The organism is Vibrio sp. 2130-1 (genome assembly GCF_033339515.1).
The window spans coordinates 360,204-379,622 of record NZ_JAWOUT010000005.1 but is presented as its reverse complement, the minus strand read 5'-3'; the positions used below and the strand labels follow the sequence as shown (position 1 = coordinate 379,622).

Below are 19,419 nucleotides of genomic sequence, written 5' to 3'. Positions count from 1 at the left end.
ATGCGGCTTAAATCAACGTTATTGGTCTTGTTTGCAGTATCATCGTCGCCAAACGCTTTGACTTTAGAAGAGTCAGTTACGTTATCTCTCGATAGCTCCCCCAGTTTGCTTGCTCGCTATTCTCGCTATGAGTCGATGGTACGAGACCGAAATGCCATAAATGGTTCATTTCTTCCTCAGGTTAATTTGTATGCAGCAGCAGGGTACGAAGGTACTCGATATAACAACGGAAACTACATCGACAGTGAAGATAGAACATTAGAAAGAACGGAGATGGGCGTAAGAATCTCCCAACTGTTATTTGATGGATTTAAAACAAGTGCTGATGTTGATCGCCTATCTTACGAGGCTGAAGCTGAACGCTTGGACTTATTGGCATCTGCGGAAAATGTTGCATTAGATACTGTCAGAGCGTATGTGGATGTTTTACATGCCCGAGAGTTGATGAAACTGACAGAAAGAAACCTAAGTGAACACCAAGAGATCTACCGTTTCATTCTAGATAAAAAAGAAAAAGGTTTAACCAGCAACTCCGATTTAGCACAGGTTTCTTCGCGTGTCGCGACAACACAGTCCTCATTGATTGCCGCCCAAAACAATCTTTCCGATGCTAGAACAAGATTTGTACGTTTAGTTGGTCGAGCGCCGCAAAACTTAGTTGAGCCTGTTTACCCGCAGGAATTGCTTCCGAATAAGCTTGACGAAGCACTCAAACAAGCGGTTAGGTTGCACCCATCCATACAGTCGGCGATGAAAGATTTAGAGGCGGCTCGACATGAAGTAAAAAGAGAAAAGGGGGATTACTATCCAGAGCTCAAGCTTGAGCTGTCAGCCAACAAAACAGACAACGTGGATAATATTGAAGGCATTAACGAAGATGCAAAGGTTATGCTGACGGTCAACTACGATCTTTTTAACGGCTTTTCTACAGACTCCCGAGTGGAGTCATCCGCCTGGAGAGTTGAGGAGGCGAGGGCTATTCGAGCAAATGCAGAACTAGATGCGAATGAAGGTGTAAGGCTAGCATGGGACGCACATACATTGCTTCAACAGCAAATGGAGTATTTAAAAGTCAACGTTGATGCGGCGAAAGTAACTGAATTAGGGTACATCCAGCAGTTCAATGTAGGGCGACGCAGTTTGTTAGATGTATTAGATGCCAAAGTTGAAACGTTTGTTGCGAGACGGAACTATACCCGAACAAAGTACGATCATTTGGTTGCCACTTACCGTTTATTCAACTCGATGGGGATTCTGACTTATGCGTTGCGAGTTGAGTATCCAGAGAACTGGAAGGAGAACAATAATGGATAAATTCGCAGTGACGAGTCTTCTAGTTTTCATGTTAGCAGGCTGTGCTGAATCACCGAATACGATGTTGACCACTTACCAGTACAACGACCTTAAAGACAATGATAGTGATGGCGTGATAAACCAACGAGATAACTGCGCAGATACGCCCAAAGGTGTGGTTGTTGACAGTGAGGGCTGTGCGAATTGGGTCAACGACTCGCAGACACACCTGATCAGTTTTTTCTTTGCGATGGATGAGCATCAGGTAACGTCATCTCATGATATGCCGCTAAGCGAGTTGAAAGCATTGCTTCAGAGTAACCCAAATGCGCAAGTCATACTGATAGGAGACACAAGCCCTGAAGCGTCACTCGAATACAACAAAGCGTTGGCAAAGAAAAGGACGGCAGCTATACGAGAATTGCTAGTGAGAAACGGCATTCAAGATAATCGAATTGAAGAGCAAGAGTTTTATCAGAATACGGCATTGACGGTACAACTAAAAAAACGGGAAAGGCGCACAATTGCTGTTGTAAACACGAAAGCTGAAAGTACGGAACAAGCGTGGACTATATTTAGTTCGGACAGCGAGTTGACACCTAATTCGAAGTTGGAGCTGAATTATGAAAATTAAAGTCTTGCCTTTCCTTGCTCTAACTTCATGTTTGATTTCACCGCTGGCATTTTCTGACTCTGAGGCTCGAACATCGATTTTTGTCGAGCCAGAGATACTAGAAACGATAGAAACATTGATAGATGAGCCAAGTGTAAATGTAGCGCTTGCATCTCAGTCTGGTGGTTTTAACGACATGCTAAATGACGGAACCTCTATTGCGATCACATCTAAGAAATGGTCAGATGAAAACATCTCCCGATTTCAACGAGAAAGAGGCCACAGGCCTACACGTTTGTTTTTAATGGCAAACACTATTGTCGTAATCAATAGTCAAAAGAGTACGGTAGATAGTTTTTCCGTTAGTGAATTGAAACGCTGTGATGCAAATACGTATGCTTTCGGGGACATGCGTTTAAGTAACCCAGATGTGAGCTCTAATGGTTGTCAATCATCGATTCAAATGCTTGATGAAGACCGATTGAAACGGGCTTTAAGCGACGACTTGTCAGCCAAAGCTTATATGCGATACTCCGATTTTAAATACTCAGAACAGTGGTCGAGCTACAAGGCTCTCTCTGTTCATCATAACGATGACTCATGCTCTTTGAGCACAGATTGCATCTATTCTCTTCGCTATCCATTTTCCGTGGTCTATTACGTTTATATAAATAAACAATTCGACACTAATCAGAAGATCAAAAAATCAAAGCTATTTGAACTCCTTACAACCGACAACAATACACAACAGGTACGAAATGCTGGGTTTATTCCACTACCAAAAGCGCTTATTAAAATAAATAGGGTGAAGTTAGGGCTAGATGAGCCAGTTGTTTTAAACGGGTATAAATAAACTTCATACGCCTAACTATGTGGGCTTGAGTGAACGTACCGCTCTAGGAAGTTTGCCTTGCTGCTCATTTATCTTTGGTTAACCTTTGGTCAATTGAGTTGGTTGTAAGTGGTTTTGTTGGCAATTTTTCTATCATTGTGGCAAGTTTACTTAAAACTACTTAAGTGAATTTAAGTTATGACACAAGAAGAAAGACTCGTAGCGCTCAGAGCGAAGCTGGAGCAGCAAAACAAAGTAACGTTGTCTGAAGTTTGTGAGTACTTTGGTATCTCGCGAGATTCAGCTCGCCGAGACTTAGTTAAGTTGAGTCAGCAACCTGGGTTACAAAGAATACGAGGTGGTGTCATGCTTGCGCCGATCTCTTCCCATACCGAGGCATACGCGAGTCGACCCGTGAGTGACGTTAAACATCGACTGGCTCAATCTGCCGCAGCGTTGTTGGATGAGCGCGACCATCTTGTTATTGATACCAGCACCATTTTATCTCTGCTCCCACTCTATGCAGGAAAAGCGCGTTGTGGAGAAAACAAGCTCAACGTCGTTACTAACAGCATTGATGTGCTGACCGCTGCTGAGACAAACGACACAATGGACGTTTATTTCTTAGGCGGACACTTTGACCCTTATGCCAGAGCAGTTTTAGGGGCGCAAGCAGAGCAGCAAATGCAGCATTATCACGTGAACAAAGCGTTCATTGGCGTGTGTGCATTGTCATCCCGAGGGCTGACAACAAATAGTTTGTTAGAAGCAACAATGAAACAAGCGATGATTGCTCAAGCTCAGCAGGTCATCGTCGTTTGTGAATCACGAAAAATTGGTAGCGACAATTTCCACCACGTATGTGATTTGTCAAAGATCGACATCATTATTACCGATCATCCTCCTCAATCAGATTTTCAACAACTCCTCGATCACAATGATATTGAATGTATTGTTGTGTCACCGAAATAAGGAATCTTAGAATGGCTTACGATCCCGTAAAAACCGCTGTGATTGGTTACGGATATTCAGCAAAAACGTTTCATTTACCCTTCATTAAAGCGCTACCAAATTTAACGCTGAGCGCGATAAGCTCTCGTCAACAGGAGGCGGTTCAAAATGATTGGCCAGATTCTAAGTGGTTTTCTGATGCGAATACTTTACTCGATGATAGTGATGCAGAACTCGTAATCATTACTGCGCCAAATGACGTACATTACGAACTTGCAAAGCGTGCGTTGAACAATGGGAAACACGTCATCGTCGAGAAACCGTTTGTTACTCGTATAGAAGACGGTAATGAACTTATCGCCTTGGCGGAAGAGAAAGGTCTGGTGCTGAGCGTTTTTCACAATAGACGTTGGGATGGAGATTTTCTCACGGTTAAATCTCTTATCGAACAAGGTAAGTTAGGTGATATAAAGCTATTCGAGTCACACTTTGACCGTTACCGCCCTGAAGTTCGTCAACGCTGGCGAGAGCTAGCCCAAGATGGTGGTGGTATTCTATTCGACCTTGCTCCTCATCTTCTCGATCAAGCATTGGTGTTGTTTGGCTTGCCAGATGCGATAGACGCACAATGTCGAATGATGCGCCCGGGTGCGACAACGATTGATTATTACAACTTGATACTTCATTACCCTGAGCATATTGTGCACTTGCATTCAAACTTGTATAGCCCAGAGCCGAATCTCCGCTACAAAGTATTGGGTACGGAAGCTAAATATGAAAAGTTCGGATTAGATCCTCAAGAGGGCTACTTAAAAGAAGGCCGTTTGCCGGAAAACGATGCTTGGTCGGAAGAAGATGAGGCGTTATACGGCGTCCGTTACGACGAAGACGGTGCGCAAACTATCAAAACGGAGAGAGGCGCGTACCAAGCTTACTTTGTTGGTGTGGCAGATGCCATTCGTTTGGGCACTGATAACCCAGTTCCTGCCGCTCAGGCAGTACAGAATATCGCTCTGATTGAGATGGCATTGGAAAGCAGTAAAACGGGTAAAACGATTCAGGTGAAACCATGAGTTTGACGCTTGAACTCGTGGCCCTGCAAGAGCATGAACTTCAGTTGGCGGAATTTAATCACCATATTGCGTGGTCTATCGGCCTCGCTCTAAAAGAAGAGGCTGAAGCTCGCGGCGCGGCTGTTGCTATTGAGGTTTACGGCTTTGGACAAACGCTATTTCAATACGCGATGGCAGGAACCTGTGCTGATCATTTAGATTGGGTCCGTAGGAAGCGAAACTCAGTATTAAGGTATGGCCACAGCTCTTACTATCTTTCTATGTACAACAAGCAAAAGCAACGTGATTTCGAAAATCAGCCTCATCTCGATGCTCGTGAGTACTGCGCTCATGGTGGCGCGTTCCCAATTCGGCTTTCTGGGTCTGGTTTGGTTGGGGTTGTGACGGTATCGGGTTTACCGCAGTTAGATGATCATCAGCTAGTTGTGGATATATTAAAAACGATGACAGAGACAAAACCCTCTTAAACGCCAAATATGAAAGTAGCACGGTTTCTTTATCGTGCTACTGAATTCTCTTTTTAGCTCATAAAGTGTTCTTTAATGTGAGCAAATATTAACATTGATCCCAACTTACTACCTGAAAATCAAATCAATTTCATATAACCTATACGCTCATTCATATAGAAAGCCTTCAAAGTTGGCCATTGGCAATGTCTTTTAGAAGAAAAGAAAAACTCAATCTTAGAAATCTTATTGTCACCCTATGTGTGTTCAGTGTGCTTGTCACTTTGATCAACGCATTCTACTCGATTTATCGTGTTCAAAGGGATCTCATCATCAATAACACGTTAGAATCAAACCGTGTTTACGCCCAAAAAATGTCTGAAATGACAGACTCTTTCATAGAAAGCTCAATGTCGCAGCTAAAATACAGTGCGAACGTGCTAAAAGACAAGATGCATGACGCTCAGCTTCTTGATAAAGAGGCTGAGAGATTAAGAACGCAAACCAAATCATTTAACTCTGTGGTTGTCGTTAATGCAAAAGGGGTTATTATTTCCGTATCACCTGAAACACTTCAGGTGAAAGGTGTAAGGTTAGTGGGTGAAAGAAAACGCCAATCTTTAAACGCTCAAGCACCAGTTGTTACTGAACCATTTATATCGCCCGCTGGAAATTACTTGTTAACCATCTCATACCCTATATTTTCTCAATCTAATGAATATTTAGGTTATATCGGCGGCACTATTTATCTAGAAAAAGAAAATATTCTCGCAGAGTTACTCAGCCAGCACGCATACAAAGATGGTTCTTTCCTTTACGTTGTCGATGAGAGTAACACTCTGATTTATCACCCAGATCAATCGAGAGTTGGTGAAGTAATCGACGATAATGAGGCAATCAAAGCGGTGACGATGGGGCAGAGCGGTAACAAAGAAATTGTTAACTCTCGCGGCGTCGAAATGCTTGCTGGTTATGCACCAGTAAAGTCATCAGGATGGGGAATTGTTGCTCAGCGCCCGAAATCGATGACGTTATCTGTGCTAGATGAACAGATGTGGAATGTTTTCCTTAAGTCGATTCCAATTGGTTTATTAACTTTGTTGCTAATTTGGTTCTTGTCCCTTCTTATTTCTAGACCACTTTGGCAGTTAGCGGGTGCTGTGCGAGGTGTCGAAGAACATTCATCCTCTATCGATGATCTCAAACTGGTTAAGTCTTGGTATTTTGAGGTCTCACATTTGAAGCTTAGCTTTCTTAAAGCATTTGGTATCGTGTCAAAAACCATTGATAAGCTGCAACTGGATACATTAACAGATTCGATGACTGGATTATTGAATCGACGTGGATTAGATAAAGTTCTTGGTTTGTTTAAGCAGGAAAATACCGCGTTCTCTGTTTTGGCGCTAGATATTGACCACTTTAAGAGCGTAAACGATAACTATGGCCATGACGTGGGTGACAATTTACTTAGAGAGTTTGCGCAGTTAATGAAAGACCAAGCTCGCTCTAATGATCACCTGTGTCGTTCTGGCGGTGAAGAATTTATGATGTTTTTGGAAAAAACAGACGTAAACCACGCTATGGATGTTGCAGAGCGTATTAGACACAACGTGGAACAACATGACTTTCAGGTGGTTGGTAAGGTCACGGTTTCGTTGGGTGTTTCTCATTGGAAAGGCAATGACACACCAATTGAAGCGGTAATGAAAGACGCCGATAATGCACTGTATAAAGCGAAACATAATGGAAGAAATAGAACGGAGTTGGGTGACGACGCACAATAGATATTGTGCTTTATGCTGAACATAAAACGAGCCAGTGACTAATCTTTGCTGTTAATCGCTGGCGTAACCGCTACCAATTGCGCGAAACGGCAAGTTCAGCTCTAATTCTGGTATTTGTTTACCCACCCAAGCCGGAAATGTATTGCTATTTGGCCCTGGAAACAGCGTATATTCTTCAGCCCAAGGGTATTGGTTAATAACACTTTGTATTTTAGGGATAAGCTGGTGGGCCTTTTCACCTTGTATGGAGAGGATCTTTTCTGGTTTTGCACCATACCAATATCGATCTGGCGTCCCAGTTTGGTACTGATATAGAGCGGGTTGTCCGCGATTCACTCTCCAGCCGACTACTTCATACACTGTATATTCGTTCGCATTTTCAGGCTTTATTGCAAACCATGTATGAACGGCAAACCAGCCTCGCCAACCAAACGCGTCTGCGGCGTAAAACTCAATCACAGCATGCTTGACATTGGAAGGATCGGGTGCGATACCCGCAGGTTCTCTGCTTGCGGTACGCCAATCTCCTTGAGTGCATCCACCCAGCATAACCGCGATTGACATGAGCCAAATTTTTACAAGGTGAGTAAAGTTGAGAGGGTCTTTCATTTATTGCTCCTAGACCAACCGATGCTGGTAACGCTCTATTGATTTTAGCTATAAAAACGTGGCAAGTCTGATAGTTGAAATCCTCTCCTTATTAAAAGAGAGAGGGAAGTTAGTGCCATAATTCCAGTTCATACGTAATAATAAGGTAAGCCGATTTGTAACATGTGGCATAGACGATGCCGTATTTCTCGAACGATTCGTCTAGTTGCGTATGAAAAAGTAAGAGGTTGTATGTATTCCTTACACGGCCACATGAATTAAAAACATTGAAAAAACAGAGGTTTACAGTGGATTTTGACTGATTGAGTGAGTTTGGGACCCTCACATTGTCTCGCATTTGCTTGTTTTGGGCGGAATTTTCATCGCTCATCTTTTTGCGCGTTTAGAGTCAGCGCTCAGCTATGGCACAATAGGCGCTCACAGAACAAGTGCTGTTTGGTCATGCAAATAGCAGAAAAATAACTAGAAATAGAATAATTAATGTTTAAATCAAAAAGTATACTCGCATTAAGCATGTTCGCATTTGGCTGTTTTGCCAATCAAGATAGCGAACCAACGTCCGTTGTGCTGAACTATGGTGACTCCTCCATCAGTACTGATATTCAAGCCAATCGAAAATTTCATGTTGTCCGAGACAATGAAAGTGAGCACGTAGAATTTTCCGGAGGAATCATAAAGGAGTATTCCGATTATATTGTGAATGTTCATATCATAAGAAAAAGCAAAATACGCAGATCAAGCCGAGAGCTGAATACAACCGTACTGATGAACAGTGATCAGATTGGGAAGCCTTTAGTGATTGGCATTGAAAATGATGAGTTCACTAGTATCACTTTGCGTTAATGCTTAGTATTTATTGAATAAGAATGAGGAAATTGATGCTCTCAATACGCTGCTATCGCACCGAGGATGCCCCAACACTGTGGGCACTCTTTTACCATACTGTGCGAATCATTAATCGTCGCGATTATACGGAATCACAAGTTTCCGCTTGGGCACCATCAGATTTTGACCTCGATGTGTGGCAACGAAAAATGGACGATATTCAACCATACGTCGCGGAGATAGAAGGGCAGGTCGTTGGCTATTGTGATTTGCAAGGTGACGGCTTGATTGATCATTTCTTTTGCCATCATGAATACCAAGGACAAGGTGTTGGTCGTGATTTGATGTCTTTTCTTTTTTCACAGGCGAAAGTACAGGGGATAAAACGACTGTATTCTGAAGTGAGTATTACCGCCCGACCTTTTTACGAGAAAATGGGTTTCACAGTTAAGTCTCGACAACATGTTGAGGTTAGGGGAGAAACCTTAACTAACTTTATGATGGAAAAGTATATTTAACTTAAATAGTGAGCATTTAGTGAGCTTGAACACAGATATAAAATGTTTTCCAATGTGAAAACGAGTTCATTGATCTCGCACCAACGTTTTGTTTGAAAACAGTGTACATAATCTTCTCTGGAACGCCATTACCGCATTTCGTCTCTGAAGGCTTAAAAACAGTCTGAAAGTTTTGGTTTTGCGGCGGGTAATAGCGTTCCAAACGCCAAATGTGTCTGGCTAACCATCTCAGGAAGAGAAGTAGTACTATGCGCCCTTATCTCAAATACGTTGTTCCAACATTGATACCATTGCTTGTTTGGTTGATGCCTCTCTCTGCGTTCCCATTTGATGGCATTACTATCGTCCAGCAAAGAGTGATTGCAATCTTCTTGCTTGCCGCACTTTGCTGGGTATTCGAGCCCATTCCAATCTACGCCACTTCGGTTGTGATCATTGTCCTAGAGCTATTGCTTGTATCAAATAAAGGTATTGTGCTCTTTCGTTTGCAAGAAGGGCAGCCACATTTTGGTGAGCTATTACAATACAACGAGATAATGGCGACCTTCGCTAGTCCGATTATCATGCTCTTCCTCGGCGGTTTCTTTTTGGCTATGGCGGCGACAAAGTACAGGTTAGATGTCAACTTAGCCCGAGTGTTACTCAAACCATTTGGACAAAAACCAAAGTTCGTTATGCTGGGGTTGATGCTGATCACCGCTGTTTTTTCTATGTTTATGTCAAACACCGCAACAACAGCGATGATGTTGTCCATTTTAACCCCTGTGATAGCGGTTTTCGGGCCTAAAGACCCAGGTCGAATTGCATTCGCCTTGTGTATTCCTGTTGCAGCCAACATTGGTGGCATTGGTACTCCAATCGGCACGCCACCGAATGCCATCGCCCTAAAATATTTGGTTGGTGACAACTTAATTACGTTTGGTGAATGGATGGTATTTGGTGTGCCATTCGTTATTGTGATGATGGCGTTAGCCTGGTTTCTGATTGGCTTTTTGTATAAAGCCGAACAAACCACCATCGATCTGAACATTAAAAGCAAGTTTTTGAAAACACCCAAAGCAATAATGGTTTACGTCACCTTTGCCGGCACGATTATTCTTTGGTTGATGGGTTCTGCACATGGAATGAATTCTTACACAGTAGCATTAATTCCGGTCGCAGTGTTCTCTTTGACGGGCATCATCAACAAAGAAGACTTGAAGAAAATCTCTTGGGATGTGCTTTGGTTGGTGTCAGGCGGTATTGCTCTGGGCCTTGCTCTAGATAAAACCGGGCTTGCGAAGCTGGTGGTACACAGCATACCGTTTGATCAGTTCTCGCCATATGTTGTCTTGTTTGGTGCGGCTTTCTTGTGCTTGTTAATGGCAAACTTTATGTCGCATACAGCCACCGCAAACTTGCTGATGCCGATTATGGCTGCGCTGGGTACTTCTATGGCTTCGCTAACGCCTCTCGGCGGTGAAGTTACTCTAATCTTGGTCGTGACATTTGCCGCTTCACTCGGTATGTCGTTACCAATCAGTACGCCACCAAACGCGTTAGCTCATGCAACAGGGCATGTCGAGAGCGGCCAAATGGCTCGTATCGGTGCCGTGCTAGGCGTGATTGGCGTATTACTCAGTTTTGTGATGGTGTGGATTTTACATACTGTTGGGCATATTGGATAACCCATGTACGAAACGAAGTTAGACGCGTTAGTACAACGCTACTTTAATCACCTTGAACGCCGATTAACGGTTTTATCCGGGTCGGTGCTTATTGAGCAAGCAGGCTACAACGATCGCTTGTACTATGTGCTTTCGGGAGAGCTGGCGGGCTATTACGCGGAAGATGACAAGAAACCGATCCAGGTATTTTCTGCGTCTCAAGGTGCGTTTATTGGCGTACACAGTTTCTTTTCTGGTACGTGGACTGCCTCTTCGACAGTGATTGCTCAAACCGATGTTGAATTGGCTTGGATACAGCGCGATACGCCCGCCGTGGAAGAGGCGACATACGGACCATTGACGACACAATTTATGCCTGTGATGGTTAACGAATTATCTCGTCGTCAACGGCGCGCAATGCAAGAGGCATTGGCTAAAGAAAAAGCACTACAAAAGCTTCATACCGCAGAGCAAATGACAACGTTGGGGCAGCTTGCAGCGGGTATTGCTCATGAGTTGAACAATGCGATAGGCGTTGTAAGCAGTAAATCAGAACGGCTAGAGACAGTTATCATGGAACTGCTTGAAGAAGTTCATCCGGAAGCGAGTCAATTTTTTGATTTTGGTTTAATGCAAGGGCAGAAAGTCTCTTCTAGCGAAGCGAGAAAGCGGGGGCGCCACTTCGAAAAATACTACGGTTTAACCAAGGAGGTTGCTCGTGATCTTGCACGTGCCGTTCCAAATAATTTCCTTTCGGAACATTGGCTAAAAAGACCAGAAGAAGCGATACGTTTCTGGCAAATGGGGCGAGATCTCCATGACTTACGCATCGCTTCTAAACATACCGTTGGCATTGTGCGATCCGTAAAACAATTGGGGCGCACGGATATCGACTTGGATGAAGCGATTAACATCAATGATTCCATCAATCGCGCCTTGGCTCTATTGCAAAGTGACTTAAGACGAGTGAGTGTTCGTTTTAGCCCTGCGGATTTACCTGCTTTTATTGGTTCTCAAACCGAACTCGTCCAAGTTTGGGTAAATATATTAAAGAATGCGTGCGATGCACTTGGTGAAACGGAGAAACCCGGTATCGAAATACATACTCGGGAGAGTAAGGGTAAAATTTTGGTCACGATTGCTAACAATGGACCAGAAATTGATGAAGCGACACGTAGAAAAATTTTCCGGCCAAACTTCACCACTAAAAAGGGGGGATTGTCGTTTGGTTTAGGGTTAGGTCTGTCGATTGTGAAGCGCATTATCGCCGGATATAACGGCTCTATTGTGGTAAAGAGCGACAGTGAAAAAACGATTTTTAGAATCAAGTTACCAGTAGAGGGTGAACATGGAGAAGCTTAATGTAATTTGCGTTGATGACCAACGAGAGGTACTAAGCGCGGTTCTACAAGATTTAGAGCCGTTAAATCAATGGTTGAATGTCGAAGACTGCGAATCAGCAGGTGAGGCTCTAGAACTGATGGATGAATTTGATGCAGAAGGCGAGATGATCGCATTGATTATTTCCGATCATGTGATGCCAGGTAAAACGGGAGTAGAACTGCTGACCGATGTATCAAAAGACGGTCGTTTTGGCTTTACGAGGAAAGTGCTTCTTACCGGGCAAGCGACGCACACCGATACGATTAATGCGATCAACTCCGCAGGTATTGATCGCTACTTTGAGAAGCCATGGCAAGCGAGCCAATTGATTGAGTGCGTTAGAAACTTGGTGACCCAATATATCTTTGATGTTGGCTTAGATTACACTCAGTATCACGAACATTTAGATCAGAGTGTGGTGTTTGAACGTCTACGTTAATCGGGAGACATTAAGCTTGTTTTCGTCACGGCCAGTTAGTGTCTGAAATCTATAGTGAATAGTTCAGCATGTTTAACGTGGCCGTGCGGAATATTGCTCTAGTATGCTTAACTCAACGAATAGCGGCTTGCACTGGCAACAGAAAGTGGCTTAGAGAACCAATAACCTTGCAGATAATCGACGCCCATTTCGGTAAAAAATTCACACATTTTGGCGTCTTCAATTCCCTCAATCACTACTTCAATATTATTTTCCTGGCACATAGTGATAAGAAACTTCAGATATTCTTGTGAAGAGCGGTTGGTTAGTGTTTTCCACGCCATCGACCTATCAATTTTGATTTGTGTCATCGGGAGGTCGAAGAAGCTATTTAATGAACTGTAACCAGATCCAAAGTCATCCAGAGAGAGTGCAAATCCTAGTTCCCTGAGGGTATTCAGAGGGGCAATGGCTGTCTGATTATTATCCAAAATAAACGTTTCTGTTAGTTCCAACACAATAGACTCAGGATCGACACCAACCTCATCCGACATGGCTTTAATTCGCGCAGGGAATTCACTATTCATTAACTGGAGTACAGAAACATTCACGTTGACACGAACTTGGTTTTGGTAACGCTCACGGTAGTTTTTGATAAATTCACACGCTTTGGCAAAGACTTGATATCCGAGTTCGACAATCAAACCTTTGTTTTCTGCGACGGGGATGAATTCGTCTGGATAAATTTCGCCAAACTCTTTGCTACGCCAGCGAACCAGAGATTCGAAGCTCACTACTTTTGAGCTTTTGGCGTCAATAATTGGCTGAAACTTAACGCTTAATGTCTGTTTTTCAAGTGCACTTTTTAGACCTTGCTCAATAAAGAAATAACGGTCTACGGCATGCTGAGTTTTCTCACTGTAAACCGCAACACGGTCTTTATTCTGCTCGCTTGCGTACTGACAAGTTCGTGCTGCTTTACGTAATATTTCCTCTGCTGAGTGACTTGGATCTATGCAAGGATACAAACCAATACTAATGTTACTTCCTAAGTATTGGCCCTCTTCAATCACTGCCTCGTGGTAGGTTTCCTTTAAACTTTCGGCATAACTTTGCAGCGTTTCTACCGAGCATTCATCGTGAATCAAAATCGCAAAGTCATCATCATGTACGCGATATACAGAACTATTTGGAGAAGGTAGGTGACTGAGAGTTTGTAGCAATTTTTCCACTAACCCATCGACCAACTCGCTGCCATATTGATTTAAGTAAGATTTAATCTCTTCTATCTGAATGTAACAGATAGATGCACAAGAATCAGTGGCTCGCACACTATCTTCAATATCCAGCAAGAGATGGGCGCGATTAGCCATACCTGACGCATTGTCATGAAATGCGACTTGATGAATGTAGCTTTCCATCAGCTTGCGTTCAGAAATATCACGGTGGCTACCAACCATATAATGACCATGTTCTGTTTCTTTGGTCATGGCTACGCCTTCAATCCAGACGTACTGTCCATTGGGTTTACGCACGCGGTAGGTCGTTGTGACCCTCGTGTTGTTGGTAATGATGTGAGCATCGACCCGAGTGGAGAGTCTTTCTCGATCGAGAGGGTGAACAAGGTCTAACCATTGCTCTAAGCTGATTCGACCAGCGTTGATACCAAGCTGCTCATAAAAGCCCTTGTTATAAAATACCATGGTGCCAAACTCATCCATGTAAAAGAGGCCTTCGTTAAATACATCGAAGATATGAATGAATCGTTCTTCGACGATTTTTAGGAACTCTCGGTCACTATCTGAGACTTGTTGGTCAAATATGGTGGTCAAGATATTTCCTCCTCGAGCCTTTTAGCATCAGAGATGAGTGTTGGGGTTGATAACATAGAGTTGATCTGCTGGCGTACATTACAATCACAAAAGTGTCAGTTCAAATTGTTTGGCTATCATTTTATGCGCTACTAGGTTAATAACATACTAAGATTAGGCGGCTAATCATCGACATTTATAAAAAATAGTCAACAGTAAAAATCATTTATAAAATACAGTTATTGATGCCGTCCGCAATCTATAAATATTTATGAATAATTATCCTAAAGTTATTTTCAGTTGTGTCGGTATCAATGTGCTGTTTTCTAACGTCATTTGTATATATGTTATCTTGGATAAAACCATAATAACAAAAAGGACTTAATGAGCGCGACCGATTATTAATTGACAGGATGCTCATTAATTGTAATCAATTCAAATTTATTATCACGCCAAGTAATCAAATCTCTTATAATGCGGACGTTAATATCGAGTAAGCCTTCTTTATATGCAGTACGATCCGAAAAATTCAATCAAAATTGCGCTCGCTGATATCGGCGTTGGTATGTTTGTTACCGCGATAGAGCACAACAAGCGCGTCAATTTAGCCAATGCAGGGCGGATATCTAGCCCTGAAGGCATTAAGAAGCTTGCTACAAGTGGCGTAAAGTATGTTTGGGTAGATCAAACATTATCTTCGCAGCAGTGTGTCTTCAAGCCTGTAGATGAATCAACTGATGCCACTAAAGAGACGCGAGAGCAGAAACACTCCGATTTTAAGAGGGGTCAACGAACTTATCGTTCGAGAGACATCCAACACAAGCGAGCCAAAAAGCTGATCGCCGAAGCAAAAGATTTGGCGCAGAAACTATTGAATCAAACTTTTGAAGGAAAAATCATTGAAGTTGATGAAGTAGAAGCTTGGGCTGACGATGTCATTGAAAGTGTTTTGATTGACTCAGATGCGTTGCAGTGTGTCTCTGCACTCCGAAAAAAAGACTCTTACTTATTGGAACACTCCGTCAATGTCGCTTGTCTTTTAGTGTCATTCGGTAAGTACTTGGGCTTGGATAAGCCAACGCTAAAACAGCTTGCTGTAGGTGGCATTATTCATGATGTAGGTAAAATTAAAGTCGATGATAAGATCTTGCACAAGCCAGCGAAGCTAACGCCTGAAGAATTTGAACATATGAAGCTACATCAAGTGTTCGCAGGTGAGATAATCCTTCACGTAAAAGGACTTAGTGACGTAAGCCGTGATGTTTGTTTGATGCACCACGAGAAGTTAGATGGCAATGGTTATCCTAGAGGCTTGAAGGGGGAGGAGATTCCAATTCACGGCCGTATGAGCTGTATTGTAGATATCTACGATGCGCTAACGGCTGATCGCTGTTACAAAAAAGGCATGAGTTCTGCGGAAGCGTTTAAAATCTTGTTGAGTCTAACGCCATTTCATTTAGACGCCGACTTAGTTTACAAATTCATTAATTGCATTGGGATGTACCCCGTCGGCTCCATTGTCGAGTTGAACGATGGGCGTGTTGGTATTGTTTGGTCTTCAAATGAATCTCAAGCATTAAAGCCAGAAGTGAAATGTTTCTACTCCCGCAAGTATAAACGATACATTGATGTCACGATGGTGGATTTAAAAACGAGTGCGTACAAAATTGAAAGAGCGATCGCGCCTTCATCGTTAGAGATCGATCCTAAGCCTTTTTATGATTAAGAGAAATAGATAAGCTTATACAACAGGCTTTACATCCTTGCATGTAGATCGTATTTTATTTGCATAACTATCTATTAATTTTTTCTAAGTTGTTTAGATGCAAGATGGTTATTAAGACCTCGGCTTCATGGATAGAAACCGGGCGATAAAATAGTTCTATACACAATGGGCTATAAACCTCATTTTGCTGGAAGGGATGCCAATGCAAATAGATACATGGATTTTTTACACTCTTGCCATTCTCGTGCTCACAGCTTCACCAGGACCAAGCTCACTGTTGTGTTTAAGTAAAGGAGTGAGTAGTGGGTTTCGTATTGCTTTCATGACTGCGCTTGGCAGTTTGTCTGCGATTACGATCATCCTTACGCTCTCATTTACCGGGCTGGGAGTTGTCATTGCTTCATCTGAGTTAGTTTTTAATATTATCAAATGGTGTGGCGCCGCTTATTTAATCTGGTTAGGTATTCAAGCGTTGCGCTCATCTCAGACAGATTTTAATAAAACGGCAACGACTCAAAGTTCCGCGACAGCGTTTAGCGCGTTCACTAGTGGTTTCATTGTTGGCGCTAGTAATCCCAAAGCGATAGTCTTTTTCACCGCTTTGTTTCCTCAATTCATAGAACCTTCCGCACCGCTACTGTCTCAATACGCGATTTTCGCGTCTACATTTGTGGTTTTTGAGCTTAGCTGGCTAACATTTTATGCATTGTTAGGGGTAAAAGCCTCCGATTGGTTGTTTGTCGCTGGAAGAGCGAAGTTGTTTAATCGTTTGACTGGGGGAGTATTTATTGGTGCAGGCGTGATGTTGTCGACGGCAAACCGATAAATAAGACAGACTTCGGTACGCAGTTAGGTTTTCCCATATAGTAAGTTGGAATGCGCTAATTTAGCTTTGTCTTATTTCCAGAATGGAAATAGACGTTTTGTTTATTTTCATTAGTGGCAACAGCCAAGCAGGAGTAAAATCACGTTACTCTTTAGGGGTAGAGCTCGTATTTTGTCTTGTGGACTTGTGGTTACTTTGTAGGAATATCTTAGATGACAAGCCTTTCTAAACTACAACAACGTTTTCTAGATATCGCGACCGACGTCCGTCTTTCTCCAAAACAGAAGTCGAGTTTTTTAGCTTTAGAGGCTGAAGCGTGCATTCCTTACATGACCGTATCTCCATCACTGAGACAAGCAATGGATGAAGGCATCATCTGCGATATGTTTGAAGGTCATGCACAGTTTAAACCTCGCTATGTGTTGCCTGATTACGCTAAATTTCTATCGCAAGGCTCAGACTATTTAGAGTTGTCTCCGGCTGATGATTTCGATGATGCGTTGAACATGCTGACCATCATTTACCATCATGTTCCTTCGGTAACGAACATTCCGGTTTACTTAGGCCAGTTAGATGATGTCTTGTTGCCTTACATAGGCGACCTAACAGAGAGCCAGATTTACAAAAAGTTAAAACATTTTTGGATCATGCTGGATCGCACTTTGCCAGATGCGTTTATGCATGTGAATGTCGGACCGACAGACAACATTATTTGTCGCACTGTTTTAAAAGTAGATGCGGAGCTCAAGCAGATCGCACCGAATCTCACCTTTATGTACGACGAGACAGTTACACCTGATGATTTACTTCGTCAAGCGACACAGAACATTTGTGAATGCAGTAAACCGCATATCGCCAATTACCCAATGCACACGAAAGCCTACAACGGCTCACGCTTTGGTATTGTAAGTTGCTACAACTCGCTTCCATTAGCAGGTGGCTCGAACACATTGGTGCGAATGAATTTAAAAGAAGTTGCAAAACGAGCATCAGACTGTAACGACTTCTTAAACAGTGCGTTGCCTTCTTACCATCGATTAATGGTCGAGCTCATAAACGCAAGAAGCACGCACTTGCATGAAAAATCGAACTTCTTTCAAGGCTTTTTGACGCAAGAAGGGTTGATAAAAGAGTCCTATTTCGCGCCAATGTATGGCGTTTACGGCATGGCCGAAGCGGTAAACCTTCTATTTGAAAAAGAAGGGCAAATAGGGCGATACGGAAAAAATGATCGAGCAAATACTTTTGCTCATGATGTTTCAGCAACACTGGCTAAACTGGTGGACTCAACCCCGGTGAAATATGGTTTAGATGGCAAAGCGCTCTTACATGCACAAGGCGGCATTAGCTTAGATCATGATGTTACGCCAGGTGTACGTCTGCCTTATGGTGCAGAGCCAGACCCTGTCACTTATGTACAAGCAACGGCGAAGCATCATCAGTATTATCGTGCGGGTATCAGCGATATTTTGACGATTGATGAAACGGTGAAATCTAACCCAGAAGCGATGTTCAATTTATGTAAAGGGGCACTAAATGCTGGTTATCGTGAGTTTACCGCGAATGTCACTTCAAATGACTTAATTCGCGTGACAGGCTACATGATCAAACTTTCAGATGTCGCGAAATATGATAAAGAAGGTTCGAGAACCAACACGACGTTTCTAGGTGCAGAAGCAGCAAAAAATACCAAAATTTTAGAACGCTCGCCACGTGTGGTGAGTCATGAAGTAACACCGACTTACACGCAGGCATAAGTTCGGTTTAGGAAAGAACAAGATGTCTAGACGAAGTGGAAGCCTTTTGGCAAAAGTCACTCGTATCCTTCCTTTCTCTTGTGTTGATGGGCCAGGAAATCGTCTAGTCATCTTTCTACAGGGTTGTAACTATCAGTGTTTGAACTGCCACAATCCTCACACGATAAACCATTGTAATCATTGTGGTGAGTGTGTGAGTGAATGTTCAGCAGGCGCATTGAAGTTCGACGAAAACAACAACGTTGTTTGGCTTAAAGAGGAGTGCACCCACTGCGATCATTGTATAGAGATATGTCAGAACCAATCTAATCCAAAAATTACTGACTACTCTGTAGTAACAATGCTCGATTTGATACGCAAACATCGCTTTTTCATCAGTGGTGTTACTGTATCCGGTGGGGAATCTACCTTACAACTTCCTTTCATTATTGAGCTGTTTAAAGGGATAAAACAAGATCCTGAATTACGGCACCTCTCTTGTTTCATCGACAGTAACGGTTCTTTAGCGGTTGCTGGTTGGCAGCGTATTCTACCTTTTCTGGATGGCGCAATGATCGATTTGAAAGCGTGGCAGACGGAGACGCATCAGTGGCTAACTGGGCGTGATAATCATCGTGTATTTAAAACCCTTCAGTACCTTGTTGAGCACGAAAAATTGTACGAGGTCCGCTTACTGCATATTCCCCAAAAAAGTGATTTAGATATAGAAATCGTAGCAATTGGACGTTACTTGAGTACTCTTCCTGAATCGGTGCTTATCCGTTTAAATGCCTTTCAGCATCATGGAGTAGTGGGGGAGGCGTTAACTTGGGATATGTGCTCTCATCATGATATCGAACGCTTAAAATCAGAGCTTCGATGCTACGTGAGTAACCCTATCACCGTGCCGACAGTACTCACGTAGTACT

18 protein-coding genes are annotated in these 19,419 nt (G+C 42.9%); 16 read left to right on the top strand and 2 right to left on the bottom strand.

Annotation, left to right across the window (positions count from 1 at the left end):
* The 7 genes from R7Q09_RS10265 to R7Q09_RS10235 all read left to right on the top strand — a co-directional run bounded on the left by R7Q09_RS10265 (position 1) and on the right by R7Q09_RS10235 (position 6,992).
* Complete coding sequence (locus R7Q09_RS10265) at positions 1-1,314, top strand: TolC family outer membrane protein (RefSeq protein WP_172563287.1); 1,314 nt, start codon at positions 1-3, stop codon at positions 1,312-1,314.
* Positions 1,307-1,927: an OmpA family protein gene (locus R7Q09_RS10260; RefSeq protein ID WP_172563286.1), complete on the top strand. Its 621-nt coding sequence runs from the start codon at positions 1,307-1,309 to the stop codon at positions 1,925-1,927. The genes R7Q09_RS10265 and R7Q09_RS10260 overlap by 8 nt, the downstream gene beginning before the upstream one ends.
* The gene (locus R7Q09_RS10255) at positions 1,917-2,759 is read left to right on the top strand and encodes a phosphate ABC transporter substrate-binding protein (RefSeq protein WP_172563285.1); all 843 of its coding nucleotides are present in this window, start codon (positions 1,917-1,919) and stop codon (positions 2,757-2,759) included. Before R7Q09_RS10260 ends, R7Q09_RS10255 begins: the two co-directional genes overlap by 11 nt.
* Positions 2,760-2,936: 177 nt before the next feature.
* Positions 2,937-3,710: a DeoR/GlpR family DNA-binding transcription regulator gene (locus R7Q09_RS10250; protein WP_053306490.1), complete on the top strand. Its 774-nt coding sequence runs from the start codon at positions 2,937-2,939 to the stop codon at positions 3,708-3,710.
* Between the two features lie 11 nt (positions 3,711-3,721).
* The gene (locus R7Q09_RS10245; protein ID WP_213901118.1) at positions 3,722-4,762 is read left to right on the top strand and encodes an oxidoreductase; all 1,041 of its coding nucleotides are present in this window, start codon (positions 3,722-3,724) and stop codon (positions 4,760-4,762) included.
* The gene (locus R7Q09_RS10240; protein WP_151514744.1) at positions 4,759-5,229 is read left to right on the top strand and encodes a heme-degrading domain-containing protein; all 471 of its coding nucleotides are present in this window, start codon (positions 4,759-4,761) and stop codon (positions 5,227-5,229) included. The genes R7Q09_RS10245 and R7Q09_RS10240 overlap by 4 nt, the downstream gene beginning before the upstream one ends.
* A gap of 185 nt (positions 5,230-5,414) precedes the next feature.
* Positions 5,415-6,992: a sensor domain-containing diguanylate cyclase gene (locus tag R7Q09_RS10235; protein WP_005389121.1), complete on the top strand. Its 1,578-nt coding sequence runs from the start codon at positions 5,415-5,417 to the stop codon at positions 6,990-6,992.
* A 51-nt stretch (positions 6,993-7,043) separates the two neighbouring features.
* On the opposite strand, the gene R7Q09_RS10230 is transcribed toward R7Q09_RS10235, so the two are convergent.
* Positions 7,044-7,601, bottom strand: coding sequence for a DUF3750 domain-containing protein (locus R7Q09_RS10230; protein ID WP_031781286.1), 558 nt, complete (start codon positions 7,599-7,601; stop codon positions 7,044-7,046).
* A 480-nt stretch (positions 7,602-8,081) separates the two neighbouring features.
* On the opposite strand from R7Q09_RS10230, the gene R7Q09_RS10225 reads away from it, so the two are divergent.
* From R7Q09_RS10225 to R7Q09_RS10205, 5 genes are all read left to right on the top strand, one after another.
* Complete coding sequence (locus R7Q09_RS10225) at positions 8,082-8,444, top strand: hypothetical protein (protein WP_025766707.1); 363 nt, start codon at positions 8,082-8,084, stop codon at positions 8,442-8,444.
* A gap of 35 nt (positions 8,445-8,479) precedes the next feature.
* Entirely contained in the window at positions 8,480-8,944 is a 465-nt protein-coding gene (locus tag R7Q09_RS10220) for a GNAT family N-acetyltransferase (protein ID WP_005389117.1), read from the top strand.
* A gap of 248 nt (positions 8,945-9,192) precedes the next feature.
* A complete protein-coding gene (locus R7Q09_RS10215) occupies positions 9,193-10,611 on the top strand; it encodes an SLC13 family permease (protein WP_017634015.1) in 1,419 nt (472 codons plus the stop codon).
* Positions 10,612-10,614: 3 nt separating this feature from the next.
* Positions 10,615-11,952 carry an ATP-binding protein gene (locus tag R7Q09_RS10210; protein ID WP_005389108.1) on the top strand — a complete coding sequence of 446 codons (1,338 nt, stop codon included), beginning with the start codon at positions 10,615-10,617 and terminating at the stop codon, positions 11,950-11,952.
* On the top strand, positions 11,939-12,412 hold the full coding sequence (locus tag R7Q09_RS10205) for a response regulator (protein ID WP_005377744.1): 474 nt from the start codon (positions 11,939-11,941) through the stop codon (positions 12,410-12,412). Before R7Q09_RS10210 ends, R7Q09_RS10205 begins: the two co-directional genes overlap by 14 nt.
* 107 nt (positions 12,413-12,519) lie before the next feature.
* Here the strand turns inward: R7Q09_RS10205 and R7Q09_RS10200 are convergent, their stop codons facing one another.
* Positions 12,520-14,223 carry a putative bifunctional diguanylate cyclase/phosphodiesterase gene (locus R7Q09_RS10200; protein ID WP_248525171.1) on the bottom strand — a complete coding sequence of 568 codons (1,704 nt, stop codon included), beginning with the start codon at positions 14,221-14,223 and terminating at the stop codon, positions 12,520-12,522.
* Positions 14,224-14,710: 487 nt separating this feature from the next.
* On the opposite strand from R7Q09_RS10200, the gene R7Q09_RS10195 reads away from it, so the two are divergent.
* From R7Q09_RS10195 to R7Q09_RS10180, 4 genes are all read left to right on the top strand, one after another.
* Positions 14,711-15,928, top strand: a complete 1,218-nt coding sequence (locus R7Q09_RS10195) for an HD-GYP domain-containing protein (RefSeq protein WP_025766705.1) — start codon at positions 14,711-14,713, stop codon at positions 15,926-15,928.
* A gap of 202 nt (positions 15,929-16,130) precedes the next feature.
* Positions 16,131-16,754 carry a LysE family translocator gene (locus tag R7Q09_RS10190; RefSeq protein WP_025766704.1) on the top strand — a complete coding sequence of 208 codons (624 nt, stop codon included), beginning with the start codon at positions 16,131-16,133 and terminating at the stop codon, positions 16,752-16,754.
* 212 nt (positions 16,755-16,966) lie between these two features.
* Positions 16,967-18,511 carry a YjjI family glycine radical enzyme gene (locus R7Q09_RS10185; RefSeq protein WP_318070721.1) on the top strand — a complete coding sequence of 515 codons (1,545 nt, stop codon included), beginning with the start codon at positions 16,967-16,969 and terminating at the stop codon, positions 18,509-18,511.
* A 22-nt stretch (positions 18,512-18,533) separates the two neighbouring features.
* Entirely contained in the window at positions 18,534-19,415 is an 882-nt protein-coding gene (locus tag R7Q09_RS10180; protein ID WP_021033867.1) for a YjjW family glycine radical enzyme activase, read from the top strand.
* Positions 19,416-19,419 lie beyond the last annotated feature (4 nt).